Source organism: Clostridium sp. AF21-20LB (assembly GCF_003478795.1).
GTDB lineage: Bacteria > Bacillota > Clostridia > Lachnospirales > Lachnospiraceae > Otoolea > Otoolea fessa.
The window spans coordinates 183,146-205,272 of the sequence record NZ_QUGD01000002.1; the positions used below are offsets into that span (position 1 = coordinate 183,146).

The 22,127-nt window shown below is 49.7% G+C and carries 14 protein-coding genes, 1 tRNA gene, 1 other RNA gene and 2 pseudogenes; 2 read left to right on the forward strand and 16 right to left on the reverse strand.

The window, feature by feature from the left end:
* Positions 1 to 9: 9 nt before the first annotated feature.
* Both DWX76_RS14810 and DWX76_RS02260 read right to left on the reverse strand, forming a co-directional pair.
* On the reverse strand, positions 10 to 1,104 hold the full coding sequence (locus DWX76_RS14810) for a DEAD/DEAH box helicase (protein WP_412693957.1): 1,095 nt from the start codon (positions 1,102 to 1,104) through the stop codon (positions 10 to 12).
* Positions 1,105 to 1,450: 346 nt separating this feature from the next.
* Entirely contained in the window at positions 1,451 to 1,693 is a 243-nt protein-coding gene (locus tag DWX76_RS02260) for an HPr family phosphocarrier protein (RefSeq protein ID WP_118570038.1), read from the reverse strand.
* A gap of 493 nt (positions 1,694 to 2,186) precedes the next feature.
* Between DWX76_RS02260 and DWX76_RS02265 the strand changes: the two genes are divergently transcribed.
* A tRNA-Trp gene (locus DWX76_RS02265) sits at positions 2,187 to 2,257 on the forward strand.
* A gap of 251 nt (positions 2,258 to 2,508) precedes the next feature.
* On the opposite strand, the pseudogene radA reads toward DWX76_RS02265, so the two are convergent.
* The 14 genes and pseudogenes from radA to thrS all read right to left on the reverse strand — a co-directional run bounded on the left by radA (position 2,509) and on the right by thrS (position 21,141).
* Positions 2,509 to 3,911: pseudogene (gene radA, locus DWX76_RS02270) on the reverse strand (DNA repair protein RadA).
* 161 nt (positions 3,912 to 4,072) lie between these two features.
* The gene (locus DWX76_RS02275; RefSeq protein WP_022359635.1) at positions 4,073 to 4,486 is read right to left on the reverse strand and encodes a hypothetical protein; all 414 of its coding nucleotides are present in this window, start codon (positions 4,484 to 4,486) and stop codon (positions 4,073 to 4,075) included.
* 124 nt (positions 4,487 to 4,610) lie between these two features.
* Positions 4,611 to 7,057: pseudogene (locus DWX76_RS02280) on the reverse strand (ATP-dependent Clp protease ATP-binding subunit).
* Between the two features lie 28 nt (positions 7,058 to 7,085).
* A complete protein-coding gene (locus DWX76_RS02285) occupies positions 7,086 to 8,120 on the reverse strand; it encodes an ATP--guanido phosphotransferase (protein WP_107000011.1) in 1,035 nt (344 codons plus the stop codon).
* Complete coding sequence (locus tag DWX76_RS02290) at positions 8,104 to 8,670, reverse strand: UvrB/UvrC motif-containing protein (RefSeq protein WP_107000012.1); 567 nt, start codon at positions 8,668 to 8,670, stop codon at positions 8,104 to 8,106. Before DWX76_RS02290 ends, DWX76_RS02285 begins: the two co-directional genes overlap by 17 nt.
* A gap of 73 nt (positions 8,671 to 8,743) precedes the next feature.
* Positions 8,744 to 9,118 carry a GntR family transcriptional regulator gene (locus DWX76_RS02295; RefSeq protein WP_022359631.1) on the reverse strand — a complete coding sequence of 125 codons (375 nt, stop codon included), beginning with the start codon at positions 9,116 to 9,118 and terminating at the stop codon, positions 8,744 to 8,746.
* 359 nt (positions 9,119 to 9,477) lie between these two features.
* A complete protein-coding gene (locus DWX76_RS02300; protein WP_118570039.1) occupies positions 9,478 to 11,859 on the reverse strand; it encodes a cadherin-like beta sandwich domain-containing protein in 2,382 nt (793 codons plus the stop codon).
* Between the two features lie 124 nt (positions 11,860 to 11,983).
* Complete coding sequence (locus DWX76_RS02305) at positions 11,984 to 14,518, reverse strand: SH3 domain-containing protein (protein WP_118523086.1); 2,535 nt, start codon at positions 14,516 to 14,518, stop codon at positions 11,984 to 11,986.
* Positions 14,519 to 15,019: 501 nt separating this feature from the next.
* Positions 15,020 to 16,513 (reverse strand): oxaloacetate decarboxylase subunit alpha, encoded by a 1,494-nt coding sequence (locus DWX76_RS02315; RefSeq protein ID WP_118468732.1) that lies wholly within the window; start codon positions 16,511 to 16,513, stop codon positions 15,020 to 15,022.
* A 399-nt stretch (positions 16,514 to 16,912) separates the two neighbouring features.
* Positions 16,913 to 17,269: a 50S ribosomal protein L20 gene (gene rplT, locus DWX76_RS02320; protein WP_022358436.1), complete on the reverse strand. Its 357-nt coding sequence runs from the start codon at positions 17,267 to 17,269 to the stop codon at positions 16,913 to 16,915.
* Positions 17,270 to 17,300: 31 nt separating this feature from the next.
* The gene (gene rpmI, locus DWX76_RS02325) at positions 17,301 to 17,498 is read right to left on the reverse strand and encodes a 50S ribosomal protein L35 (RefSeq protein WP_022358435.1); all 198 of its coding nucleotides are present in this window, start codon (positions 17,496 to 17,498) and stop codon (positions 17,301 to 17,303) included.
* A 37-nt stretch (positions 17,499 to 17,535) separates the two neighbouring features.
* Positions 17,536 to 18,030, reverse strand: coding sequence for a translation initiation factor IF-3 (gene infC, locus DWX76_RS02330; RefSeq protein ID WP_107000016.1), 495 nt, complete (start codon positions 18,028 to 18,030; stop codon positions 17,536 to 17,538).
* Positions 18,031 to 18,533: 503 nt separating this feature from the next.
* Positions 18,534 to 18,848, reverse strand: a complete 315-nt coding sequence (locus tag DWX76_RS02335; RefSeq protein WP_107000017.1) for a DUF1540 domain-containing protein — start codon at positions 18,846 to 18,848, stop codon at positions 18,534 to 18,536.
* Between the two features lie 355 nt (positions 18,849 to 19,203).
* Positions 19,204 to 21,141 carry a threonine--tRNA ligase gene (thrS, locus tag DWX76_RS02340; RefSeq protein WP_118468734.1) on the reverse strand — a complete coding sequence of 646 codons (1,938 nt, stop codon included), beginning with the start codon at positions 21,139 to 21,141 and terminating at the stop codon, positions 19,204 to 19,206.
* A 594-nt stretch (positions 21,142 to 21,735) separates the two neighbouring features.
* On the opposite strand from thrS, the gene ssrA reads away from it, so the two are divergent.
* Positions 21,736 to 22,076, forward strand: a transfer-messenger RNA (tmRNA) gene (gene ssrA, locus DWX76_RS02350).
* The last annotated feature ends 51 nt before the right edge of the window (positions 22,077 to 22,127 follow it).

Here is a 22,127-nt window from a genome sequence, read left to right on the forward strand (position 1 = left end):
AATAACGTTTCAGCGCACATCCGGGTCAAAGACATAATTATAATCACAGATGATCCCGTCCACAAACGAAGAAATATCGAGGCAGAACTCAAACGGGCAGACCTGAAATTTTTCCGCATACTCTAAAATTACCGAACGCGTAATTCCAAATTCCTGATGCAAAATTTCATACACCGCATCGTTGACACGGTCAAAATGCCCTTTCGCACGCGGGCACATTTCCGGATTACACACCGGTTTTTCCAAAATACACAACTTTTCCTTTGCCGTGATCGTGACCGAACGAAAATACAGCCCGCGTTCCCGCAAAATCGCCAGCGCCTCTTCCGCCACCGTCCGCGTGATCGTCTTCGCCGTCAGGTAAAAGAGTTTCTGCCCATGCCCTTCCCCGATCGCTTTAAGCGCCGGAAATACCGTCGAAAGTGTCTTTCCAATCCCGGTCGGGGCCTGGACAAACAGCCTGCGCCCGCGCTCCAGCGTCCGGTAAACCGCCACCGCCAGCTCCCGCTGTCCCGCCCGGTACGGATAGGGAAATTCGAGCGCCTTGATTGATTCATCACGTCGCAGCCCGTTGTGATAGAGGTAACGCGCCCATTTGACATATTCATGGATCAGACCAGCAAACCATTCGGAAAGTTCGTCCATCGTCTGGATCTCCTGAAAGCGGCGGATCTCCTCCGTCTCCAGATTACAGTAGGTGAGCTGCAGTGTCACTTCGTCCAGCGCTTCCTGTAATCCATAGATATAGCCATAACAGCGCGCCTGCGCCATATGCACGCCAACCGCTTCTTCCAGACAGTTTACATCCTGGTAAACACACTTGATCTCATCGATCGTGACATCTTTTCCATCCCGGATGATTCCATCCGCACGCCCCTCGACCACGATCTGGAATCCGTCCTCCTCCACCGAATGGCGCAACGACACCTCCGCCTGATACCCTGAGCCCATCCGCCGCTGTATCTTCCGGTGCATCCGTCCTCCAGCTAACATCGCCTCTTTCTGTGCACCCGCCGTGCGCCGGTTATCAATATCCCCTGAACGCAGAACGAACTCAACCAGATTGCGGACGGAGATCCGTATCTGCCTGCCGGTCAGCTCCATGTGTGGTTCCTCCCTTCCCCATACATGTACTCTCGGAATCTTTCTGTGCTTGATTTTGTGAAATGATTTTTTGTCAGTTGTGCCCAAATTTCTGAGGCGTACGCGGTGCGTACGTTGATGAAATTCGGGTGCGGCTGGCGGAAAATCAGCCACAAAAGCACGTGCAGAAAGACTCCGAGAGTACATATATATGTCTATCAAAAAGACTGCAGACACCATCTTCTCTCCGGCACCCGCAGTCTTTCTTTATTTTCGTACTATCAACTTTTCTTTCATCATACCGATTCGGGTCATACATATCCTTCTAAAATATCTATGTTCCGCTTGAACCAGCCTTCCAGCCCTTTTATGCCGCTGTCACATTGTTCGCTTCCATCGTGTCAAGGAACGCCTCATACTCTGCATCCTCGCCCGTGTACTCAACGGTCAGAATCTGTGTCAGATCCAAACTCATAACTCCCAGAATCGACTTGGCGTCAATGACAACACGGTTATAAAAAACATCAATATCAAAATCGCATTTCATAGAAGCATTGACAAATTTCTTTGCATCTTCTATCGTTTTCAGCATAATTTTTCTCTGTTTCATAATAAACAACTCCTTTTTCCTGAATGTACCAACAGAATTTTTCCCTCCGTTTTTTAGGCACATTTAAAACCATAAAGATTTATTCAGTGTTTATAGCATGATTTTTGTCGAATGTCAATTTGATTTCTTTTATACCGCATATTTTTAATACATGATTTTTACCAAAAAAGCAGCGTGTTTCTTGGTAAAATATTCCGACGTCTAGAACTATCGTCGTATTCATTTCATGATATATTGTCATTATTTATATACATCAAATGGTTTAGCGGATTGTTTTTGGGCAGTTGAACTAAATATTCATTGTGATTTTCCACCCAGCATGAGCACACAAATTCTCTTTTACTAAATTATCCTGATCTCTAGTTTCCATATAAAATGATGAATGATACTTAATAAATGGAAAAAAATATATTAAATCAAAAAAAATGAAAAATTATAAAAAAATTGTTGACTTTTCGTTATGGCTATGATATCATAACTGAGTCAGCAGCGAAGGGGAATAGTTCAATGGCAGAGCAACGGTCTCCAAAACCGTTAATGGGGGTTCGAATCCCTCTTCCCCTGCTTCTAAAGGCGTCAGTGATTCAGAGATGAGTCATTGGCGTTTTTTGTTTTTTTAAACATTCAAGTCGAACGTCCATGAGACTTGGCGCGTGATTCTGGTCAGAGAAGCTGACATATTCCTATCAGAATCACTGCGCATCCTCGCGGAGCGTTTATCTCAGTCGGAGACCTAACTCCCACTGAGACAAATTTGCTGTTACTCACATTACGCTAATATTATTTTTCTTAAATTTTCCCAAAATCCAAGCAACCTACAGCAGCCCAATCGCCTCCCGCACATTTGCCACCCCTTCCAGCCGGATATCCGACCTTGGTTTCAATTTACTGACATTGACCATCGGAAGAATGCATCTTGTAAATCCCATCTTGACTGCCTCATGGACTCTCTGCTCTGCCATCGAGACGGCGCGCACCTCTCCGGAGAGTCCGACCTCGCCAAATACGATCGTTTTCTCGTCCAGCGGACGGTCTTTATAGCTGGAAATCAGCGCCATCACGATCGCAAGGTCAAGCGCCGGCTCGTTCATCTTCATGCCGCCTGCAATGTTGACATACGCATCGTACCCGGACAGGCATAACGGCATCGTTTTTCCAACACTGCCATGAGCAGGTTCACACGGTTGTAATCGACGCCCGCTGCCGTCCGCCGCGGCAGTCCGAAATTCGTCTTTGACACCAGTGCCTGCACTTCCAGAAGAATCGGGCGGGTTCCCTCCATCGAGCAGGCAGTCACCGCACCGGATGCCTCCGCCGGGCGCCCTTCCAGCATAAATTCGGATGGATTCGGCACCTCCGCCAGTCCTTCCTCCCGCATCTCAAACACGCCGATCTCATTGGTCGAACCGAAACGGTTCTTCACTCCCCGCAGAATCCGGTAGGACGCATGGCGATCGCCCTCAAAATATAGCACTGTATCGACCATATGTTCCAGCATACGCGGTCCCGCCACAACGCCCTCTTTCGTCACATGACCGACGATAAAGACTGTCACACCCAGTCCTTTTGCGAGCTGCATCAGGACGCCGGTGCACTCTCTTACCTGGCTGACACTGCCCGGTGCGGAACCTGCCGCCTCGATAAACATGGTCTGGATCGAGTCGATCACGACTACATCCGGGCGTACCTCCCGGATCACCTCCGCGATCGTATCCAGGTTCGTCTCACTCAAGAACGAAAGTGGTCCGCGCACCGTCCCGATCCGGCTTGCCCGCAGTTTGATCTGTTTTAATGACTCCTCGCCGGAGACGTATAAAACCTTTTGTTCCTGTCCTGCCAGGTTCCGGCAGACCTGCAGAAGCAGGGTTGATTTTCCGATTCCCGGATCTCCGCCGACCAGTACCAGGGAGCCACGCACCACGCCGCTTCCAAGCACCCGGTCAAGTTCTGCAAATCCGGTTCTCGTCCGATCCGTATCGGAAAGCTCAATTTCATCTAAGCTGACCGGCTTTGCCTGCGCGCCAGCCCGTTTCCCCGGTGCCGCCGTCAGCGAAGCCGCTGCCGCATACCGCCCTGCTGCCGTACCGGATGATGCCGGTGCGGACGGCGCTTCCACCATCGTATTCCACGCCTTGCACGCCGGGCACTGCCCCATCCATTTGGAAGATTCATAACCGCATTCCCTGCAGAAAAATCCCGTTGATTTTGCCTTTGCCATGCTGATTCCTTTCCAAACACTTCTTCTCATATTTCTTATTACACAAAAAGCTGCTGCATGGCGGAAACCGGCCTCCGGCGCACACGCCCGCCATTCCTGCCATGCAACAGCTTTCATCTCACGCATTGTAACTTGTACGTAACGTTTTGTTTTTCTTTTCCTTATCTGGCTTCAATCCGGATTGCGGTTGCCTTGCCCGGGTTCAGCTCCACGCTCAGTACCAGTTTGCCGCTGACGTTGGTCTTCATGCCACCAACCGATACGCCGTCTACATATACCTCATACTCACGCTCATCCTCTAACTGAATGGTAATCTGAGCATCCTTCTCGCCCTCAACCGAAAACTGTACGGAAGTATCTCCCGCCTGGAAATGATTGACTGCCGTGCCCGGTACCGACTCATATACGAACATTCCGTTGCGCTCCAGCTTGGTAATCTCGCCGAATGTTTTTACCTTATAAAGATCGCCCTGAAATTCAAAATCCTGCAGCTTGGACTTTGCTGCTAACATATAATTGCCAAAACTGATGGTTCCGTCATCCTCGATGCGGATTAACTCGCTAACTACTGGCATAATGCTTTATCCTCCTAGTATCCTTTTAATCAATATCGCAACTGCTCCGCACTTACACAGTTACTCAGTAGTATTATTTTAACACACTTCGACCGGGTTTACCAGTCTTTTCGCTTCCAGCCCTTTAGACCGTCTCAAATTTCAGCTGATCGCCATCTTTTTCAATCCGAACCTCTGTTTTTTTCCGGATCGTGCCTTCCAGGATCTTCTCAGAAAGCTGATCCTCGATCTGCGTCTGGATCGTCCGGCGCAACGGTCTTGCACCATATTTGGAATCATATCCCTTATCTGCCAGGAAATCGATCGCATCATCTGTGATCGTGAGCGTCATTCCAAGCTGATCCTCCGTCCTTTTCTTGATGCCGCGCAGCAGAATGCCCGCGATCGTCTTGATATTCTCCTTCGTCAGAGGATGGAATACTAAAATCTCATCGATTCGGTTTAAAAACTCCGGCTTAAACATCCGGCGCACTTCCTCCATCACGCGCTCTTTCATAAACGCATAATCCGCTTTCTCACCGCTCTCCGACGAGAATCCAAGCCGCTTCGGGGAAATAATATTTTCAGCGCCCGCATTGGAGGTCATAATCAGAATCGTGTTCTTGAAATCCACCTTCCGTCCCTGTGCGTCCGTAATGTGTCCGTCATCGAGGATCTGCAGCAGAATGTTAAATACATCCGGATGCGCTTTTTCAATCTCATCAAAGAGAATAACCGAATATGGATTGCGACGCACCTTCTCGCTGAGCTGTCCGCCCTCCTCGTAGCCAACATATCCTGGCGGCGAACCGATCATCTTGGAAACGCTGTGTTTCTCCATGTACTCCGACATATCAACGCGGATCATCGCATTTTCCGTGCCAAACATCGCCTCCGAGAGTGCCTTGGAAAGCTCTGTTTTTCCGACACCCGTCGGCCCCAGGAACAGAAACGAACCGATCGGCCGTTTCGGATCCTTGAGTCCCACACGACCACGGCGGATCGCACGCGCCACGGCGGATACAGCTTCCTCCTGTCCGACCACACGCTCATGCAGAATGGACTCCAGTTTCAACAGCCGCTCTGACTCTTCTTCTGCCAGCTTGCGAACCGGGATCTTCGTCCAGTCAGAAACAATGTCCGCAATCTCATTTTCACCGACCACTAACTTGCGTGAATTTTTCTCTTTTTCCCATTTTTCACGAATCTTTTCAATCTTTTCATGCTTTTTCTGCTGCTTCTTCTTGATCTCACCGGCTTTCTCATAGGCTTCAGCCTTGATCGCCTCTTCCTTCTGGTCTTCGAGTTTTTTGATCTCCGCTTCGAGCTTTTTGATCTCCTCCGGCTCCGTATATACAGTCAGACGTAGCTTCGAGGATGCTTCATCGATCAGATCGATCGCCTTGTCCGGCAGGAAACGGTCATTGATATAGCGGGCAGACAGGCGCACCGCTGCCACCAGCGCCTCATCCTGGATCGTCACCTTGTGGTGCTCCTCATAGCGGCTGCGAAGCCCCTTCAAAATCTCGATGGATTCCGCCTCCGTCGGCTCATCCACCATAACCGGCTGAAACCGGCGTTCCAAGGCCGCATCTTTTTCGATGTATTTGCGGTATTCTTCCAGCGTCGTCGCACCAATGAGCTGAATCTCGCCCCTCGCCAGCGACGGTTTCAGGATATTAGAGGCATCGATCGCGCCCTCCGCGCCGCCTGCGCCGATGATCGTGTGAATCTCGTCAATAAACAAGAGCACATTTCCACTCTCCCGCACCTCGGCAAGTACCTTCTTAATCCGCTCTTCGAACTCACCGCGGTACTTGGATCCTGCGACCATGCCGGACAAATCGAGACTGACAACCCGCTTTTTCGCGATCGTCTCCGGTACATTGCCGGAAACAATGAACTGTGCCAGACCTTCCACAACCGCCGTCTTTCCGACGCCTGGTTCCCCGATCAGGCACGGATTATTCTTCGTCCGGCGGCTTAAAATCTGAATAACACGTTTCATTTCCCGTTCCCTGCCGATGACTGGATCGAGCTTTCCGTCCCGCGCCATCTGGGTCAGATCCCGGCTGAAATTGTCCAGATTCGGTGTATTGCCTTTCTCCGGGCGCACCCGTCCTGCTGCCGCATCTTCCGCTGCCTCGGACGGCGCATCATCGCCCATAGCCCCCATCAGATCCACATATAATTTCTGAATATTAACATTCATTGTATTGAGTAAACGGCACGCAGTTGATTTCCATCCTTGATGATAGCAATCAGGATGTGCTCCGTTCCAATCAGAGGCGCTTTGAAAAAAACCGCCTCATCATAACTCGCCTGCAGCACGGCGCGCGCCCCCGGCGTATACTCAATCTGTCCCTCTACCTGAGTCGCCACTGCCGGGCTTATCAGACGCTCCATCAGTTCCATGACACGCTCTTCTGTCACATCATGTTCTGCCAGAACCGCTGCCGCCACGCCAGTTTCCTCTTTTATCAGTCCTAAAAGCAGATGCTCCGTCCCCACATAGCCGTGTTCCAGCTCCTGCGCTGTCTCGACTGCCAGACGGATCGCTTCTCTGGCTTTCTGAGTAAAACGATCGATCATTTTACTGTTCCTCCTGTTTCTTTTTACTTTACACCAGCTTCGGCAGTTCCTCCCGCAGATACCGCGCCCGCTCTGCCTCCAGTTCCTCACGTCCCAGCGGCTTGCTCGAACGTTTCTGTAAGTTTGCCGGCTGGATGCCGATCATCAGGCGGTAAATGCTCACAAATTCTGCCGGTTTTAACAGCCCGTCCGCGATGCCCGCCCAGACATGAGATAGAAATGTCATCGCTTCCTTGAGCGTCATCCGGCGCGCATATTTCAGAACGCCGTAGGACTTGTACGCCTCATCCTCCCGCTCCAGGCGGTGCCTCGACAAAGAAACCTCGCGGAACTGATTTTCCTGCGCCGAGAGCTGCCCCGCCACGTTGGCTACCAACTCCAGAATCTCCTGTTCGGTGATGCCGAGTGTCTTCTGATTGACTACCTCGTACAGATCGCCGTAGTTTTCATTGCCTCTGCCATAAACGCCGCGCACGGTCGTGCCGAAACGTCCCATATCGCCCAGAAGTTCCTGAAATTTCTTATTCATCGTCAGAGACGGCAGATGCACGACCACAGACGCCTTCATTGCTGTTCCGACATTCGTCGGATAGGACGTCAGATATCCATATTTCTCATTAAATGCATACGGAATCTTCTCGTTGATATAATCATCCAGCGCATCCGCTTTTGCATAACATTCTTGCAGATCGAGTCCCGATGCCAGCACCTGTAAACGGATATGATCGTCCGCATTTAATACCATGCTGACCCGCTCATCCTCCGAACAGAGGATCCCGCCCGGCGTCGTCTTCTCCGCCAGCGTGCGGTTTAAAAGCCGCCGTTCCCGCAATGCGGTGCGGTCAAGCTTCTCCATCAATTCCAGATCTTCATATTCATAAAACTGACCGTCCCGGTCACCCAGATCGCGGAAATTCTGTTTTAAACGGGCGATCATCGTCCGCGCCTCATCCGGCTCCAGACGACTCGGAAATTTATATTCTTCCCAGTTCCGAGACAGACGCACCCGGCTGGAAACGATATTGGACGCATCATTCGCCACTTCCTCAAACCATTTCGTCATGTCTCATCTCTCCTTCCAGACTGTGTATCTTATCCCGGCAGGCAGCAGCCGTCTCATAGTCTTCTTCCTGCAACGCCGCTTCCAGCCTGCGTTTCAGCTGCTTAATCTGCTCTTCCGGGCTGAATTCCAGTTCTCCTTTCTTCGTCACCTCTGCAGCCGCCTGACTGCGCGGCTGGATCTTCGGATGTTTGCCGGTATGGCTCGAATTTTCCTGCAATTTCTTAATTTTCTCTCCAAGCAACGGATCAAACACATGATAACAGTCCGCGCATCCGAAACGGCTGTTCTTGATAAATTCTTCATACGTCGTGCCGCAGGTCGGGCATACCACATCCTCTTTCGGTGCCTGGCTGGCAGACGCATCCGTCAGTCCCAAAAGGCTCGAAAGCAGTTTTCCAAGCGGAAATTCTCCCTCAATCAGTGCCGAGTACGGTCCCAGATCCATCTCTTTCGCGCACTGGGCGCAGAGATTATGCTCTGTCTTGACGCCGTTAAACACTTCTGTATATTTAATATTCGCTTCGCGAATCCCACATTTCTCACACAGCATGATTTATCCTCCCAACATACACATCCCGCAACGGTTCCAATACACAAAAACCATCGCCCGCAGCCGGAACCTGCTATTCCGCTGTAAATGCGTCATAAATGGAATCCACCAGATTGTGAACCTCCTCGCGGCTCACATTTTTACAGACACCTCTTGCCAGAATTACACTGAGATCCCGGCGCATCTCCGAGATCGTCCGCATCTTATCCGTGTCAAGTGCAATCACTGCCCCGCGGCGGCGGTCCACACGCAGAAAACCTTCCTGTTTCAGTACAGAATATGCCTTGTTGACCGTGTGCATGTTAATTCCGATGTTATCCGCTAACTGGCGCACGGATGGCAGCGTATCGCCCTCCCGGATCTGGTCGGTCGCAATCCCGATGATGATCTGGTTTATGAGCTGAATATAAAGCGCTTCCTCACTGTTAAAATCAATCTCTACAATCATACTCCACCATCTTTCATTCTGACGGCAGACCCCGTTTCTAAATACAGTCAGCCGCCTGTTTTATCATTTGTTATATAGATTGTATAACAAACAGATGTTTTCGTCAACTGTAAAACTGTGTTAATTGTGTGAACTTGTTACTATTCACGGATAGGCACTTTTGGAACTGAAAGTGCCGTAAGAAAACGTGGTGGCAGCAGGAATTTGCCGTATTTAAATGCGAAGCCACGGCAAATTCCGTTACTGGGCACGTATGCGTGAACAGTAACGTGAACTTGTTACAAAAAAATCGATATAAAAGAAAAGACAGATACCCGCCAGAAATCTCCTGGACAGATATCCATCTTTTCCTCTTTTATTTACTGCGGATCGTCGATATACTCAAATCCATCCTCATCACGCCGATCCCGCTCTAACCGGGCTTTTGCCTCGCGGGCGCGTCTGGATCGCTCTGATTCCGACTCATATCTCGTTGGGCGATCACCGTATTCCTCCCGTTCCAGCGTGTAGTAAAGCTCCGAGCGGGATGCCGGGCGCACATAAATCGCCGGGCGCGCATTCCGGCGTTCTCCCGATGCTGCAGACTCTTTCGCCGCACGATGCGCCGATGCAGGCGTGTAATCGCGCTGCAGGCGGCTTTCTTTTGCTGAAACGGCACGTTCCCGTTCTGTGCGTCGGCTTTCTGCCACTGCCTGGCGTTCCCGCTCTGCGCGGCTTCCGTCTGCCGAAGTTCTGCGCGGACGCTCTGAATGGCTTTCCTCTGCCGCATCTCTGCGGGTGCGCTGCAGACGTTCTTCTTCTGATGCCTCTCTGCGGACACAAGCCGGACTGCTTTCTTCTGGCATTTCTCTACGAACGCGTTCGGAACGATTTTCGCTTCCTGCTTCCCGGCGGCGTCTTTCCTCCGGCATCCGTTTTGCGCGGTCTGCCGATGCTGCCTCCATACTCCGCTCTCGGCGAACAGGCTGGGACGCGCGCTCATCTTCCCTTGTCCGGCGGACCGGCTGCATCTCGCGCTCCTCTTCCCGCTCCCGGCGAACCGGTCTTGTCTCCAGCGTCTCTTGGGTTCGGCGCGCACTCCGACGCCCTTCCTCCATCCGCTCTGCGGACGGGCGGCGTCTGTCATCCGCTGCCATGCGCTCCTTCTCTCTCCGCGCTGCCGGTCTTGCCGGCATCATTTCCCCATCTTCTCTCTTGTCGCGCCCAGTGCCTCGTTTCACCCGTGCGTCTGCCGCCGGTCGTGCATTCGGCGATGACGGACGACGCTTGGACCTCTGTCTGCCTCCGGCTGCCTGCGCTTCCTCTCTCCACTCTTTCCGCTTGAGCAGAAGATTGATCACGATAAAGAACAAGATTACACACGCTACGCCCAGAACCGCAAGCATGACAAAGCGGATATTATAATCCCTGCAAAGTGCGTTGTACTTATCTACAATCTCTTCCACTTGTGCATCATCGTATTTAGTTGCCAGAGACGGGTCTTCAAAATACCGCTGGAAGGTCTTTTCTGCAATATCATACCGATACAGCGACTTCTCGCCGCTCTCATTCATACCATATACGACACAATACTTCTGCTGTTCATCGCTCTTCCACACCCAGCCCTGCACTTTATACGTGCCGTTTAACTGAATGGTCGTCTCCATAAATCCATCCGGAATCTGAACCGACTCATCCGGTGGAAGCACCAGAATCGACTTTGCTGTCACATCGATCGTCACATACGGCGATAACACACCGGATTCCGGTATATAAATATAAAATGCACCATTTCCATCGGCACCCTGCAAATACAAAAGCGTCAGGTCATTGCCATTTCCACATTGGACCTCTGAACCGCCATAAGTACAGGTAGACTGCGTATATCCTTCCGGAAGCAGGGAGGCATCAAATTCCGTCGCCACCGTATAGGAAACGCCGTCTATTTCCACATCCAGCCCGTTTTTCACAACCGGCGTTGTCCCAACTGCCTCTGTTTCAGCCCCTGTCTCCGCCTCTGACGGCACATCGACCGTATCGAGCTTATTGACTGTGATCGTGTAGCTCTTAGTTGTCTGTCCATCCTCCGCCGTCACCTTGCAGACAACGGTATTAGCACCTACCTTTAAGCCGGAATCACCGCTGACAAGGACTTTCGCCTTGCTGTCCTTCGCACTCGCGCTGACCGCCAGCTTATCGACGCTGGCTCCTACCTGCGCCGTATAGGAAGTCACATTTGGCGAAAATGCAGGGGAAAGTGTTCCTGGAGAAATCTTCAAGGACGAAAGCGCCGCTTCCGCCGAGGAGGTTGCCGGTGCTTTTACTTTGACGCTCGCCGTCCCCGTTTTAGAAACTGTGACTGCCTGTGCATCTGAGTCATAGACTTCATAACTTCCCACAGAGATCGAAGTATTTCCCGCCTGCACTGCCTTGAATTTCAGCGTATAGGAAAATGCCTTCGTCGAATTGGAATCCATCGTTCCAACCAGGCGGACTGAACCTGCACCGCCGCTTGCGTTATTTCCGCTCACAAACTCAATGACCGACGGATCATAGGAAAGTACCACGTCGGATGCCCCTAGATTTCCATCCTGAGAGGAGATCTTCACATTGACGCTGAACTCCTGACCCACCGTCGCACTCGGATCGGAAAATGAAATTTTTGCGCTGGATGCATAGGCGCTGATCCCGCCAACCGGCGCCGCCACCGTCAGCATACCTGCCGCAAGTATACCTAATATGATATTTTTAAACCTTTTCATTCAACTGCCCTGTCCTATATTCTTTATTGGTAACGGTCCCATATCTGCACCGTTCCCTTTCTTTACAAATTTTCACGTACCCGCTGCCATCTCTCAAGACCAGCCGCAGGTACGTGAAATATCCCTACAGTCCCAGAATCTTCTTCTGCATCAGAAGAATATCCAAAATATCTACTTTTCCATTTCCATTTAGGTCGGCGCGCGCGATTTCCTCCGCTCTTAACTTTCCAAGTCCCAGTATCGACCGCTGTGCCAGCAGGATATCCATGATGTTCAGCTTACCGTCGCCGTTGACATCCCCGCGCACCGACGATGCCGCATGCGTTCCCGATGTGGACTGGGATGGTGCCGCCGCGCTGGTCGGCGACTGGCTCCCCTGCGGACTGCCGGCGCTCCCGACAGACTCCCCATTTGGCGCAATCAGGGTTCCGGAACTGCCGCTCCCAAATCCATTCACATTCGATCCCGGTGCAGACTGCCCGGAAGGAGAGCTTCCTGGACTGCTTCCCGAAGAGGTCGGACCGACAATCTGCACATCCGAACCGCCGGAGGAAGAATTTCCTGAACTGCTTCCTGAAGACATGCCCGGTCCCGTCGCCGGACCGCTAGAGCTGCTTCCAGAGGAAACGCCGCTTCCAATCGAGCTTGAGTAGGTCGGACCGCCTGACTGGCGCACTACGTGAAGGACGTAATTTCGCAGATTTCCATTTGCCGCTTTGACCGTCACGGTGATCTCATTGACACCGCTCTGCAGATCGACCGTTCCCGTTCCGGCAATCGTTGCCTTGGAATCAATCGCGCTCGCTGCTACCGTCACGCTTGCCACCGACGGATCCACTATCAGATCGTAGGACTCTGTATCTCGGTTAAAGGTCGGTGTCAGTGCAAATCCATCGACACCCAGCGCCGACAGCTTGTTGTTCGGGCTGCCGTCCAGCGTCGGTTTGACGCAGGCGCCCGCCGGCATATTTTTATACACCGGAATCGAGAACTCAAGTGTTGTATTTGCCAATGCCGTGATCTTCGAAAGCGTCAGTCCTTCGGCAGCTGCCGCCTGCACGTTCGTCATGTACTGGTGTTTATAAAGGTTGCTGCCCTGCACATTAAATTTCTTTAAGTACAGCGTATCCTGCCCTTTTTTCACATAATTCTCGCCATAATAAACCGAACCGCCGCGGATCGATTTCTCGATGCTGTTCCACGGGCGCAGATAGCTTCCCGACTGGGATGCCCACCAGAGTCCGCGTTCTACCGCACTCATCGAGCCGGACTGATATGCCTCTATATTAAAGAAGTTATAATATCCCTGATAGCCGGACACCGTTCCGGAAATACTGCGTCCGGTTCCCTGGCTGCCCTGTTCCTGCAGAATCATCGACGCCAGAATATATGGATTGACTCCCGATTCGGATGCCGCATTCATGATGATATCTACATAGGAAGTGCCGATTGCAGACTGCTGCGCCACTCCCGTGGAAGTTCCCGAACTGCTGGAAGTGCCACTTCCCGGCGCACTTGTTCTTCCGCTGCTGGTTGAACCAGAAGTTGTTCCGGTTGTGCTGCTTCCCGGTGCGCTTGTACTGCCACTGGTGGTTCCAGCCGTGCTGCTGGTTGTCCCCGATGACTTATTCGATGTGCCGCTGCTGACCGGCGCCGTCTCCCCGTCTGCATTGTTGGAAGAAAATCCATCTCCCGCCATGCCCGGTCCATTGGTCGCTGCCACCCGCTCCGTCTTATGATCGCTGATCGAAGCAATCGGAGACGACAGACCGGCGCTGCTTCCGCTCGAACCTGACGAACTTCCCGGTCCCGTCGCTGAACCGGAAGAAGAGCTTCCTGAACTACTTCCCGTACCGGCCGATACCGACGAGCCGCCCGACACCGTGCCGGAAAGGAAGGTTCCGCTCACCATGTTCTGCAGCCCCGTCTTCGTGTGAAGCGAACTGTCATACGACTGTTTCATGAACTGGTAAATATATTTATCATTTAAGAAATTCCGCGGATCCATATAATAGGCGATAATATCCGAAGACGCCTGTACCCAGGAGCTTCCGTCAAAACCCGGCCAGGTTCCGGTTCCCCAGTCATACGCACCTGTCTCGGTCGATTTCCAGGACGAAATGCTGCTGCTCGCAACCAGGTTCCGCCCGATCACGCTTTCATTTTTCAACGCTGTGTTCCAATCCAGATTCGTCTGGAACGCCGTGAACGTCCAATTCGGATATTGTGCATGCAATTCCCGGAGCCCCTGTTTATAGCTCTCCGGAAATCCCTGCTTTGTCAGATAGCTTTCAAAATCCGAATCCGATTTGATCGCCGTCGGAAACTTTATGTATTTGCTCGAAACATACCCCGTCTGCTCACCGCCGCTTCCGCTATATCGTATCTGATACCATACGACGCCATCCGTTCCCGTCTGCTCACCAAGTACTGTAACCGGTGCGCCCTTGGACAGCTTCGCTAGTGCCTGATACGAAGTGCCCGGACCACTCCGGACATTCAGGTTTGTCGCATTGACCGACGCGGTTCTCTCTTCCGCATAGCTGACGATCCCCAGCAAAGACTCTGCTGCAGTACCTGCCAGCCCTGGGTTGACCGCCATCACAGCGCCCAGCAGAAACGCCGCCGCCCGTTTCCCCAATAACTTCCATTTTTTCATCCGTCTATCTCCTCATTCTGCTGCGTTTTCTGCAATTCATCCCCCGCAGCGGAATTCTTATTCTGTCTGCCGCCGCATTTCCAGACAGCCGCTCGACTGTTTTCCATCTTTTTCACGTTTTTACAATCGTATCTATTATAATGAAAAAAGACCATATGTGTCAACCTTACCGAAAAAACTTCGCAAAATTTGGGGTCTTTGCGCGAAATTGTAAGATTTCCTTAATTTTTAGAAGCAGTATAGGTTGGCTTTGAAATGTTTTCCGGATATATGATTTTTGAATGCATGACCGCATGAAAAAGAATGTGCCTTGGCACATTCTCGCGCCGAGCGCGGTCGCTTGCGACATGTTTCTGCTTCGCGCGAGTGCGCATCCTCGCGGAGCGTTTTTTTGTTTCATAGGACATAATTTCCTATGAAATAAAAAAGGGAGTGCCAACCCGGTACACTCTACCGATTCTGGCACTCCTTTTGGCTCAAAATCCTTAAATTCTTTTTAGCTTAGATCTGGTAAGACTCGCTTTTTCTTCCAGCCCAGGTATTGATTCCGTTTCCATCCATCTCCTCAGTGGACACCGGTGCTTTCTTTACTTCCGGTGCAGCCGCTTTCAGGATTTCGCGTTTCTCAACCGGCGGTTTCTTTGCCGGACGGGACTCGAAGAACTCTTTTGCTACCTGTGGGAACAGTGCATAAGTCAGGACATCCTCATCCTGCTGCTTCCACTGCTTCATCTCCGCCTCAATCTTCTCAAGCTGCGGCTCGATCAGATCTGCCGGACGACAGGTGATCGGTTTTGCATCGCCGATTGCTTTCTTCTGAACTTCTTTGTCGAACGGCTTTACAGTCTGTCCGAACTCGCCCATCAGAAGTTTCTTGGATTCCTTTGTGAACATCTTGTAGCGCTCGCCCATCAGGACATTTAATACAGCCTGCGTACCAACGATCTGGGAAGACGGAGTAACTAACGGCGGCTCACCGAAGTCTTTGCGGACTCTCGGGATCTCTTTCAGAACATCGTAGTATTTATCCTCTGCGCGCGCTTCTTTCAGCTGGGAAACCAGGTTGGAAAGCATACCGCCCGGAACCTGATAACGCAGGGTATTGATATCAACGCCCAGAACCTTGGTATTCATCAGACCACTCTTTAACGCTTCCTCACGCATCGGGCGGAAGTAATCTGCGATCTCCGCCAGTTTTTCCTGATCCAGTCCGGTATCATACGGAGTACCTTTGAAGGTCTCAACCATAACCTCGGTCGCCGGCTGGCTCGTTCCCATCGAGAATGGGGACATCGCGGTATCGATCATGTCAGCGCCCGCTTCCACTGCCTTTAAGTAAGTCATGGCTGCAACGCCGGAGGTGTAATGCGTATGGATATCAATCGGAAGATCAACTGCCTCTTTCAGTGCTTTTACAAGGATCTCTGCATTATACGGAGTCAGAAGACCTGCCATATCCTTGATACACAGGGAATCAGCGCCCATATCCTCGATTCTCTTTGCAATGTCTTTCCAATAATCCAGTGTATATGCATCACCCAGTGTATAGCTCAGCGCTATCTGTGCGTGTGCTTTTTCTTTGTTGGCTGCCTTTACCGCTGTCTCCAGGTTGCGGATATCATTTAAACAATCAAAAATACGGATAATATCAATACCATTGGCAACTGATTTCTGTACGAAATATTCTACCACATCATCTGCATAGTGGTTATAACCCAGAATATTCTGTCCACGGAACAGCATCTGAAGTTTTGTCTTCTTAAAACCATCTCTCAGCTTTCTAAGGCGCTCCCACGGATCCTCCTTCAGGAAACGAAGGCTGGCATCGAATGTCGCTCCGCCCCAGCATTCTACTGCATGGTATCCAACCTCATCCATCTTTCCGATGATCGGAAGCATCTGCTCCGTTGTCATTCTGGTTGCAATCAGAGACTGGTGCGCGTCACGAAGGACAGTTTCCACGATCTTAACCGGCTTTTTCTTTTCATTTGCCATTCTAAAGATACCTCCCAATACACTTTTATTATGAGTCAACTATCTGCGACCTGGCTGATTAAATAATTCACAGCCATATTTTTATCTATTATACCACAAGTTTTCCGATTTCTGGATAGTTTTTTTAATATAATTTCATAAGTAAATTCTATATCGTGGAAATGTGGGTTGTGATTTTTGCTGATGTCAGGGAGCTTTCCTCTGCGCCGCGTGGGGGCGGCTGGAGAAAAAAAATTTCTTGGTCACGTCTTTCTAGTCCGCAGTGCGGCAGCTCGAAAAAACTTCGTTTTTCCTCGCTGTCGGGCATTCGCCCTATGAAAAAAAGAAGCCACACACAGCCGCTTTTGTGTAAACACAACGCTTCTGTGTGTGGCTTCTTTTTTTCGCACTGCTCTTTGCTTACGCAAGTTTGGACTTAGCCAGCTCTGCCAGTTTTGCGAAACCTTCTGCATCGTTGATAGCCATGTCAGAAAGGATCTTGCGGTTCATCTCAACACCAGCCTGCTTTAAGCCGTACATGAACTTGCTGTAGGACAGACCATTGATACGTGCTGCTGCGTTGATACGAGCGATCCACAGCTGTCTGAACTGTCTCTTTCTCTCTTTACGACCAGCGTAGGAGCTTGTAAGAGCTCTCATTACGGACTGCTTAGCTACACGGTACTGTTTGGAACGTGCGCCTCTGTAACCCTTTGCCAGCTTTAATACTCTATTGTGTTTCTTTTTAGCGTTTAATCCGCCTTTTACTCTTGCCATCGGTTATTTCCTCCTTCTTAATCCTCGAATCTTATAAGTACGGTAAAATCTTCTTCATTACCTTGCTGTTTGTAGCATCAGTAACGATGTCTTTTCTAAGATTTCTTTTTCTCTTTGTAGATTTCTTAGTTAAGATGTGGGATTTGTAAGCTTTATTTCTTACTAACTTTCCGGTTCCGGTTGTTTTAAAACGTTTAGCAGCTGCTCTGCTTGTTTTCATTTTAGGCATGGTGTAGTCCTCCTTAATAATAGTTATGTCCTTATATCTAGCGTTTCGCAGAAAGGAACAGTACAATACTTCTTCCTTCTACTTTTGCCGGTTTATCAACGGCTGCGATATCGGCAAGCTTCTCTGCAAAATCGTCAAGGATATACTTTGTCTTTGACATATGTGCCATCTCACGACCTCTGAAACGAAGTGTAACCTTTACTTTATTGCCTTTTTCCAGGAATTTTCTCGCATTGTTCATCTTGGTATTCAGGTCATTTTCATCGATATTCGGGGAAAGACGAACTTCCTTGATCTCGATTACCTTCTGTTTCTTCTTAGCTTCTTTTTCTTTTCTTGCAAGCTCGTATCTGTATTTACCGTAATCGATAATCTTGCAGACCGGCGGCTTCGCAGTCGGAGCAATCTTTACTAAATCCAGTTCCGCTTCTTTCGCTAACTTGTAAGCATCCTTTGCGGACATGATTCCAAGCTGCTCTCCATTTTCGCCAATCAAACGAACCTCTCTGTCTCTAATCTGTTCGTTAATCATTAACTCGCTAATAGTCGTGCACCCCCATGATATGTGATGATTTTGGTTGATTCAGTGTCAAAAAAAATAAGTGAACAGTACAGACCATCCACTTACTCATAATAGGAAATCCAATATAGGAAATTTCTCAAATTTATGAACCCACAGTCACTTGCTCGTGCTGAGGTGAGGTAGATAACCTGCTTTCCTGTCTTCGTGAAGTTGTTTCCTCACAGCTTTTGTTAGTATACTATGGTTTCTTTGGAATGTCAACCGGTTTTTTCGAGATTTTTGAGAAGATTTTTGAGAAGATTTACAAATGATTTTTAAATATGGTTCACGTGTTGCGCAAATGACGGCAACGTACGCAAATACATTTACGGACATACTAAAAACTACCGCCGGATATCATTACCTCTGCCCGGTTTTGCTTCCTTCCTGACAGAATTTTCCATATCCGGCGGCATTTTTTATTTCGAATATTTATGCAATCTTTCTTCTATTAAAAAAGAAAACCGCATCAGTCACCGTTTCTGGAAACTCGAACATTCCGTCTGCATAGAAACTGTCGCATTGCCTCCGGTGATTCCGATGTGTTCCGCGCTGCACCGGCGGTCTGTATTATAAACACAGTTCGTTGCCTCGCACTCTACTTCGAGACGGCTCTCCGGTGTTTTAAAAAGGTTGCGGAATGTGCCGCCTTTCTTCTCGTCGAAGCTGCCACAGCAGGTATCGCATTTATCCTGCGCCGTCTTTCCTTCTACCAGAATGGTATTTTTACAGCAGCAGTTTTCCGCATTGTGCATACATCCGGTTACACTACAATCCAGTTTTGTCATGATTTTTCCTCCTGTTTTCTGACATGCATCACCGAAAGTCTCCTCCGGCATCCAGCCGTCAAACTTTTCAGCGATACACTTTTCAATGTGTCATGGTTTTCGTTGCTGTTCACACATGTATGACCAGTAACGGGATTTTGCCGATACTTCGCATTCCAAATCGGCAAAATCTGCAACCAGAACTGTATCGTACGGAACTTTCAGTTCAGAAAATTCCTGCCTGTGAACAGTTACTGGTTTTTAGATTCAGGAGTAGTATCTGCTTCTTTTTTGGATTTATTCGTGCAAACTAAAACAAACGCATCCATGATTTTATCTCACAGATGCGTCTGCCTGATTTTTTAATTTTTCAAAATTATTTAGCTTCGTCTGCTTTCACAGTCTCACGCAGGTTTTTCTCTTCGATCTCCTTCTGGATAGACTCGATGAAGCTCTCTACACTGCTTGCGCCCTCGTCACCCGCAAAACGGCTGCGGACGGAAACGGTCTTCTCTTCTTCCTCTTTCTGTCCAACAACCAGCATGTACGGGATCTTCTGGGTCTGTGCCTCGCGGATCTTGTAGCCGATCTTCTCGGAACGTGTATCCATCTCTGCACGGATGCCAGCCTCGGTCAGCTTGTCCAGAACTTCCTTGCTGTAATCTGCGTATTTGTCAGAGATCGGAAGAATCTTTACCTGTACCGGTGCCAGCCAGGTTGGGAATGCACCCGCGAAGTGCTCGATCAAGATACCGATGAAACGCTCGATGGAACCAAATACAACACGGTGAATCATGATCGGACGATGTTTCTCGCCGTCTGCTCCGGTGTACTCTAATTCAAATCGCTGTGGAAGCTGGAAGTCAAGCTGGATGGTACCACACTGCCAGGTTCTTCCGATAGAATCTTCCAGATGGAAGTCGATCTTCGGTCCATAGAATGCGCCATCGCCCTCGTTTACCACATACGGCAGTCCCAGCTCTTCCAGAGCGGAACGCAAGCCTTCGGTTGCCATCTCCCAATCTTCATCACTTCCCATGCTGTCTTCCGGACGGGTGGACAGCTCTACGTGATATTTGAACCCAAACAGGGAATATACCTGGTTGATCAGGTGTACAACGCCCTTGATCTCGTCCTTGATCTGCTCCGGTGTCATGAAGATATGTGCATCATCCTGTGTGAAACAGCGTACACGCATCAGACCATGAAGCTGACCAGATTTCTCATGACGATGAACGATACCAAGCTCACCCATACGTAGCGGCAGATCACGGTAGGAACGTGGCTCAGAAGCGTATACTAAAACGCCGCCCGGACAGTTCATTGGTTTAATTGCGTAATCCTCTTCATCGATCACAGTTGTATACATGTTGTTTTTGTAATGATCCCAGTGTCCGGAAGTCTCCCAGAGCTTGCGATTCAGGATGATCGGAGTGGAAATCTCTACATAACCAGCTTTTTTATGGATTTCTCTCCAGTAATCAAGCAGGGTATTTTTCAGTACCATGCCCTTCGGCAGGAAGAACGGGAAACCCGGACCTGCATCGTGCATCATGAACAGGCCAAGTTCTTTGCCCAGTTTACGATGGTCACGTTTCTTTGCCTCTTCCATCATTGTGATGTATGCTTCCAGATCCTCTTTGGTTGCAAATGCGGTCGCATAGATACGGGTCAGCATTTTGTTCTTCTCGCTGCCTCTCCAGTATGCGCCTGCCAGATTCATCAGCTTAAATGCCTTACCAACACCCTTGGTGTTCATCATGTGAGGTCCTGCACATAAGTCAGTAAAATCACCCTGACGGTAGAAGCTAATCTCTGCATCCTCCGGCAGATCCTCGATTAATTCTACCTTGTACGGCTCCTCTTTCTCCTTCATGAACTCGATCGCTTCATTTCTCGGCAGAGTAAAGCGCTCCAGTGGAAGTGCTTCTTTGATGATTTTCTTCATCTCTGCCTCGATCTTTGGCAGATCCTCTGCAGTCAGAGGGGTAGCCGGATCGACATCATAGTAGAAACCGTCTGCGATGGACGGTCCAATCGCAAGTTTTGTCTCCGGGTAAAGGCGTTTTACAGCCTGTGCCATTACATGGCTGGCGGTATGGCGCAGAGCTGCCAGACCTTTCTCATCCTTTGCAGTCAGGATATTTAACTGACAGTCATGGTCGATCACGGTACGGAGATCTTCTTCCTCACCGTCAACCTCACCCAGACATGCCACTCTCGCCAGGCCTTCGCTGATGTCTTTTGCAATGTCGATGATGGACATCGGGCTCGCATATTCTTTGACAGAGCCATCTTTTAATGTGATCTTCATCTTTTTTCTCCTTTTCGTTCTGAAATAATAAAAGCTTCCTGACCAGAAGAACCACGAAAGAATGTGTCTTGGCACATTCTCGCGCCGAGCACGGTCGCTTGCGACATGTTGCTTCTTCGCGCGAGTGCGCATCCCGCGGAGCGTTTTTTGTTTCATAGGACGCAATTTCCTATGAAACAAAAATCCCTTAGCCAGATGTTTCTGACTAAGGGACGATTAATCGCGGTTCCACCCTTATTGAATCGATCGTTCGGATCGATTCCACTTCATTCTGATGATAACGGAATCACCGTTCCCGATTAAGGGACATTCAAAGCTGGTATTCAGATTTGCTTTCCTGTCCGACGCTTCCACCCACAGCCACCTGCCTCTGTTATTTCAGGCTTTTCCTGCGACGCCGTTCTCTGTCCAGTTCCACAATCCTACTGGTCTTCTCAACACTTTCTTTCTATATAGATAAACCCGTTTCTGGTTCATCATTACAGTCTCGATTATATCAGCTGTTTCTATTTTGTCAAGATATTTTTCTCTTGAGTTTTCACTGCATTGACAGACCGCCTCTTTCATGGTATGATAATAAGGCTATAAATATAAGGGCCAGTACCGGTTTCGACAGGGATCATGAAGCTGGTGAAGCTATCCGCATGCGATGCGTTAAATGGCAAACTTAAAATTAAACGCTAACAACAAATTAGCATACGCTGCCTAATTTGGCAGTTGTCAGCCTTAGAGCACTCACACTTTAAGAATCTGGCATCGAATATGTGAGAAACGATGACAGGCGGGTTCCGGACTGTCAGGCGTATCAGGAACTACTGAAGTTCTGAGGATGTTCGTTTCCGCAGGATAGAGGGAATGTCAAAGAACGGACTATGATAGTAGAAGAACAGGGAATTGGTTTTTGGACACGGGTTCAACTCCCGTCTGGTCCACTAAAAAGAACTGCCGCCCAGCAAATCATTTGCTGATGCGGCAGTTCTTTTTCT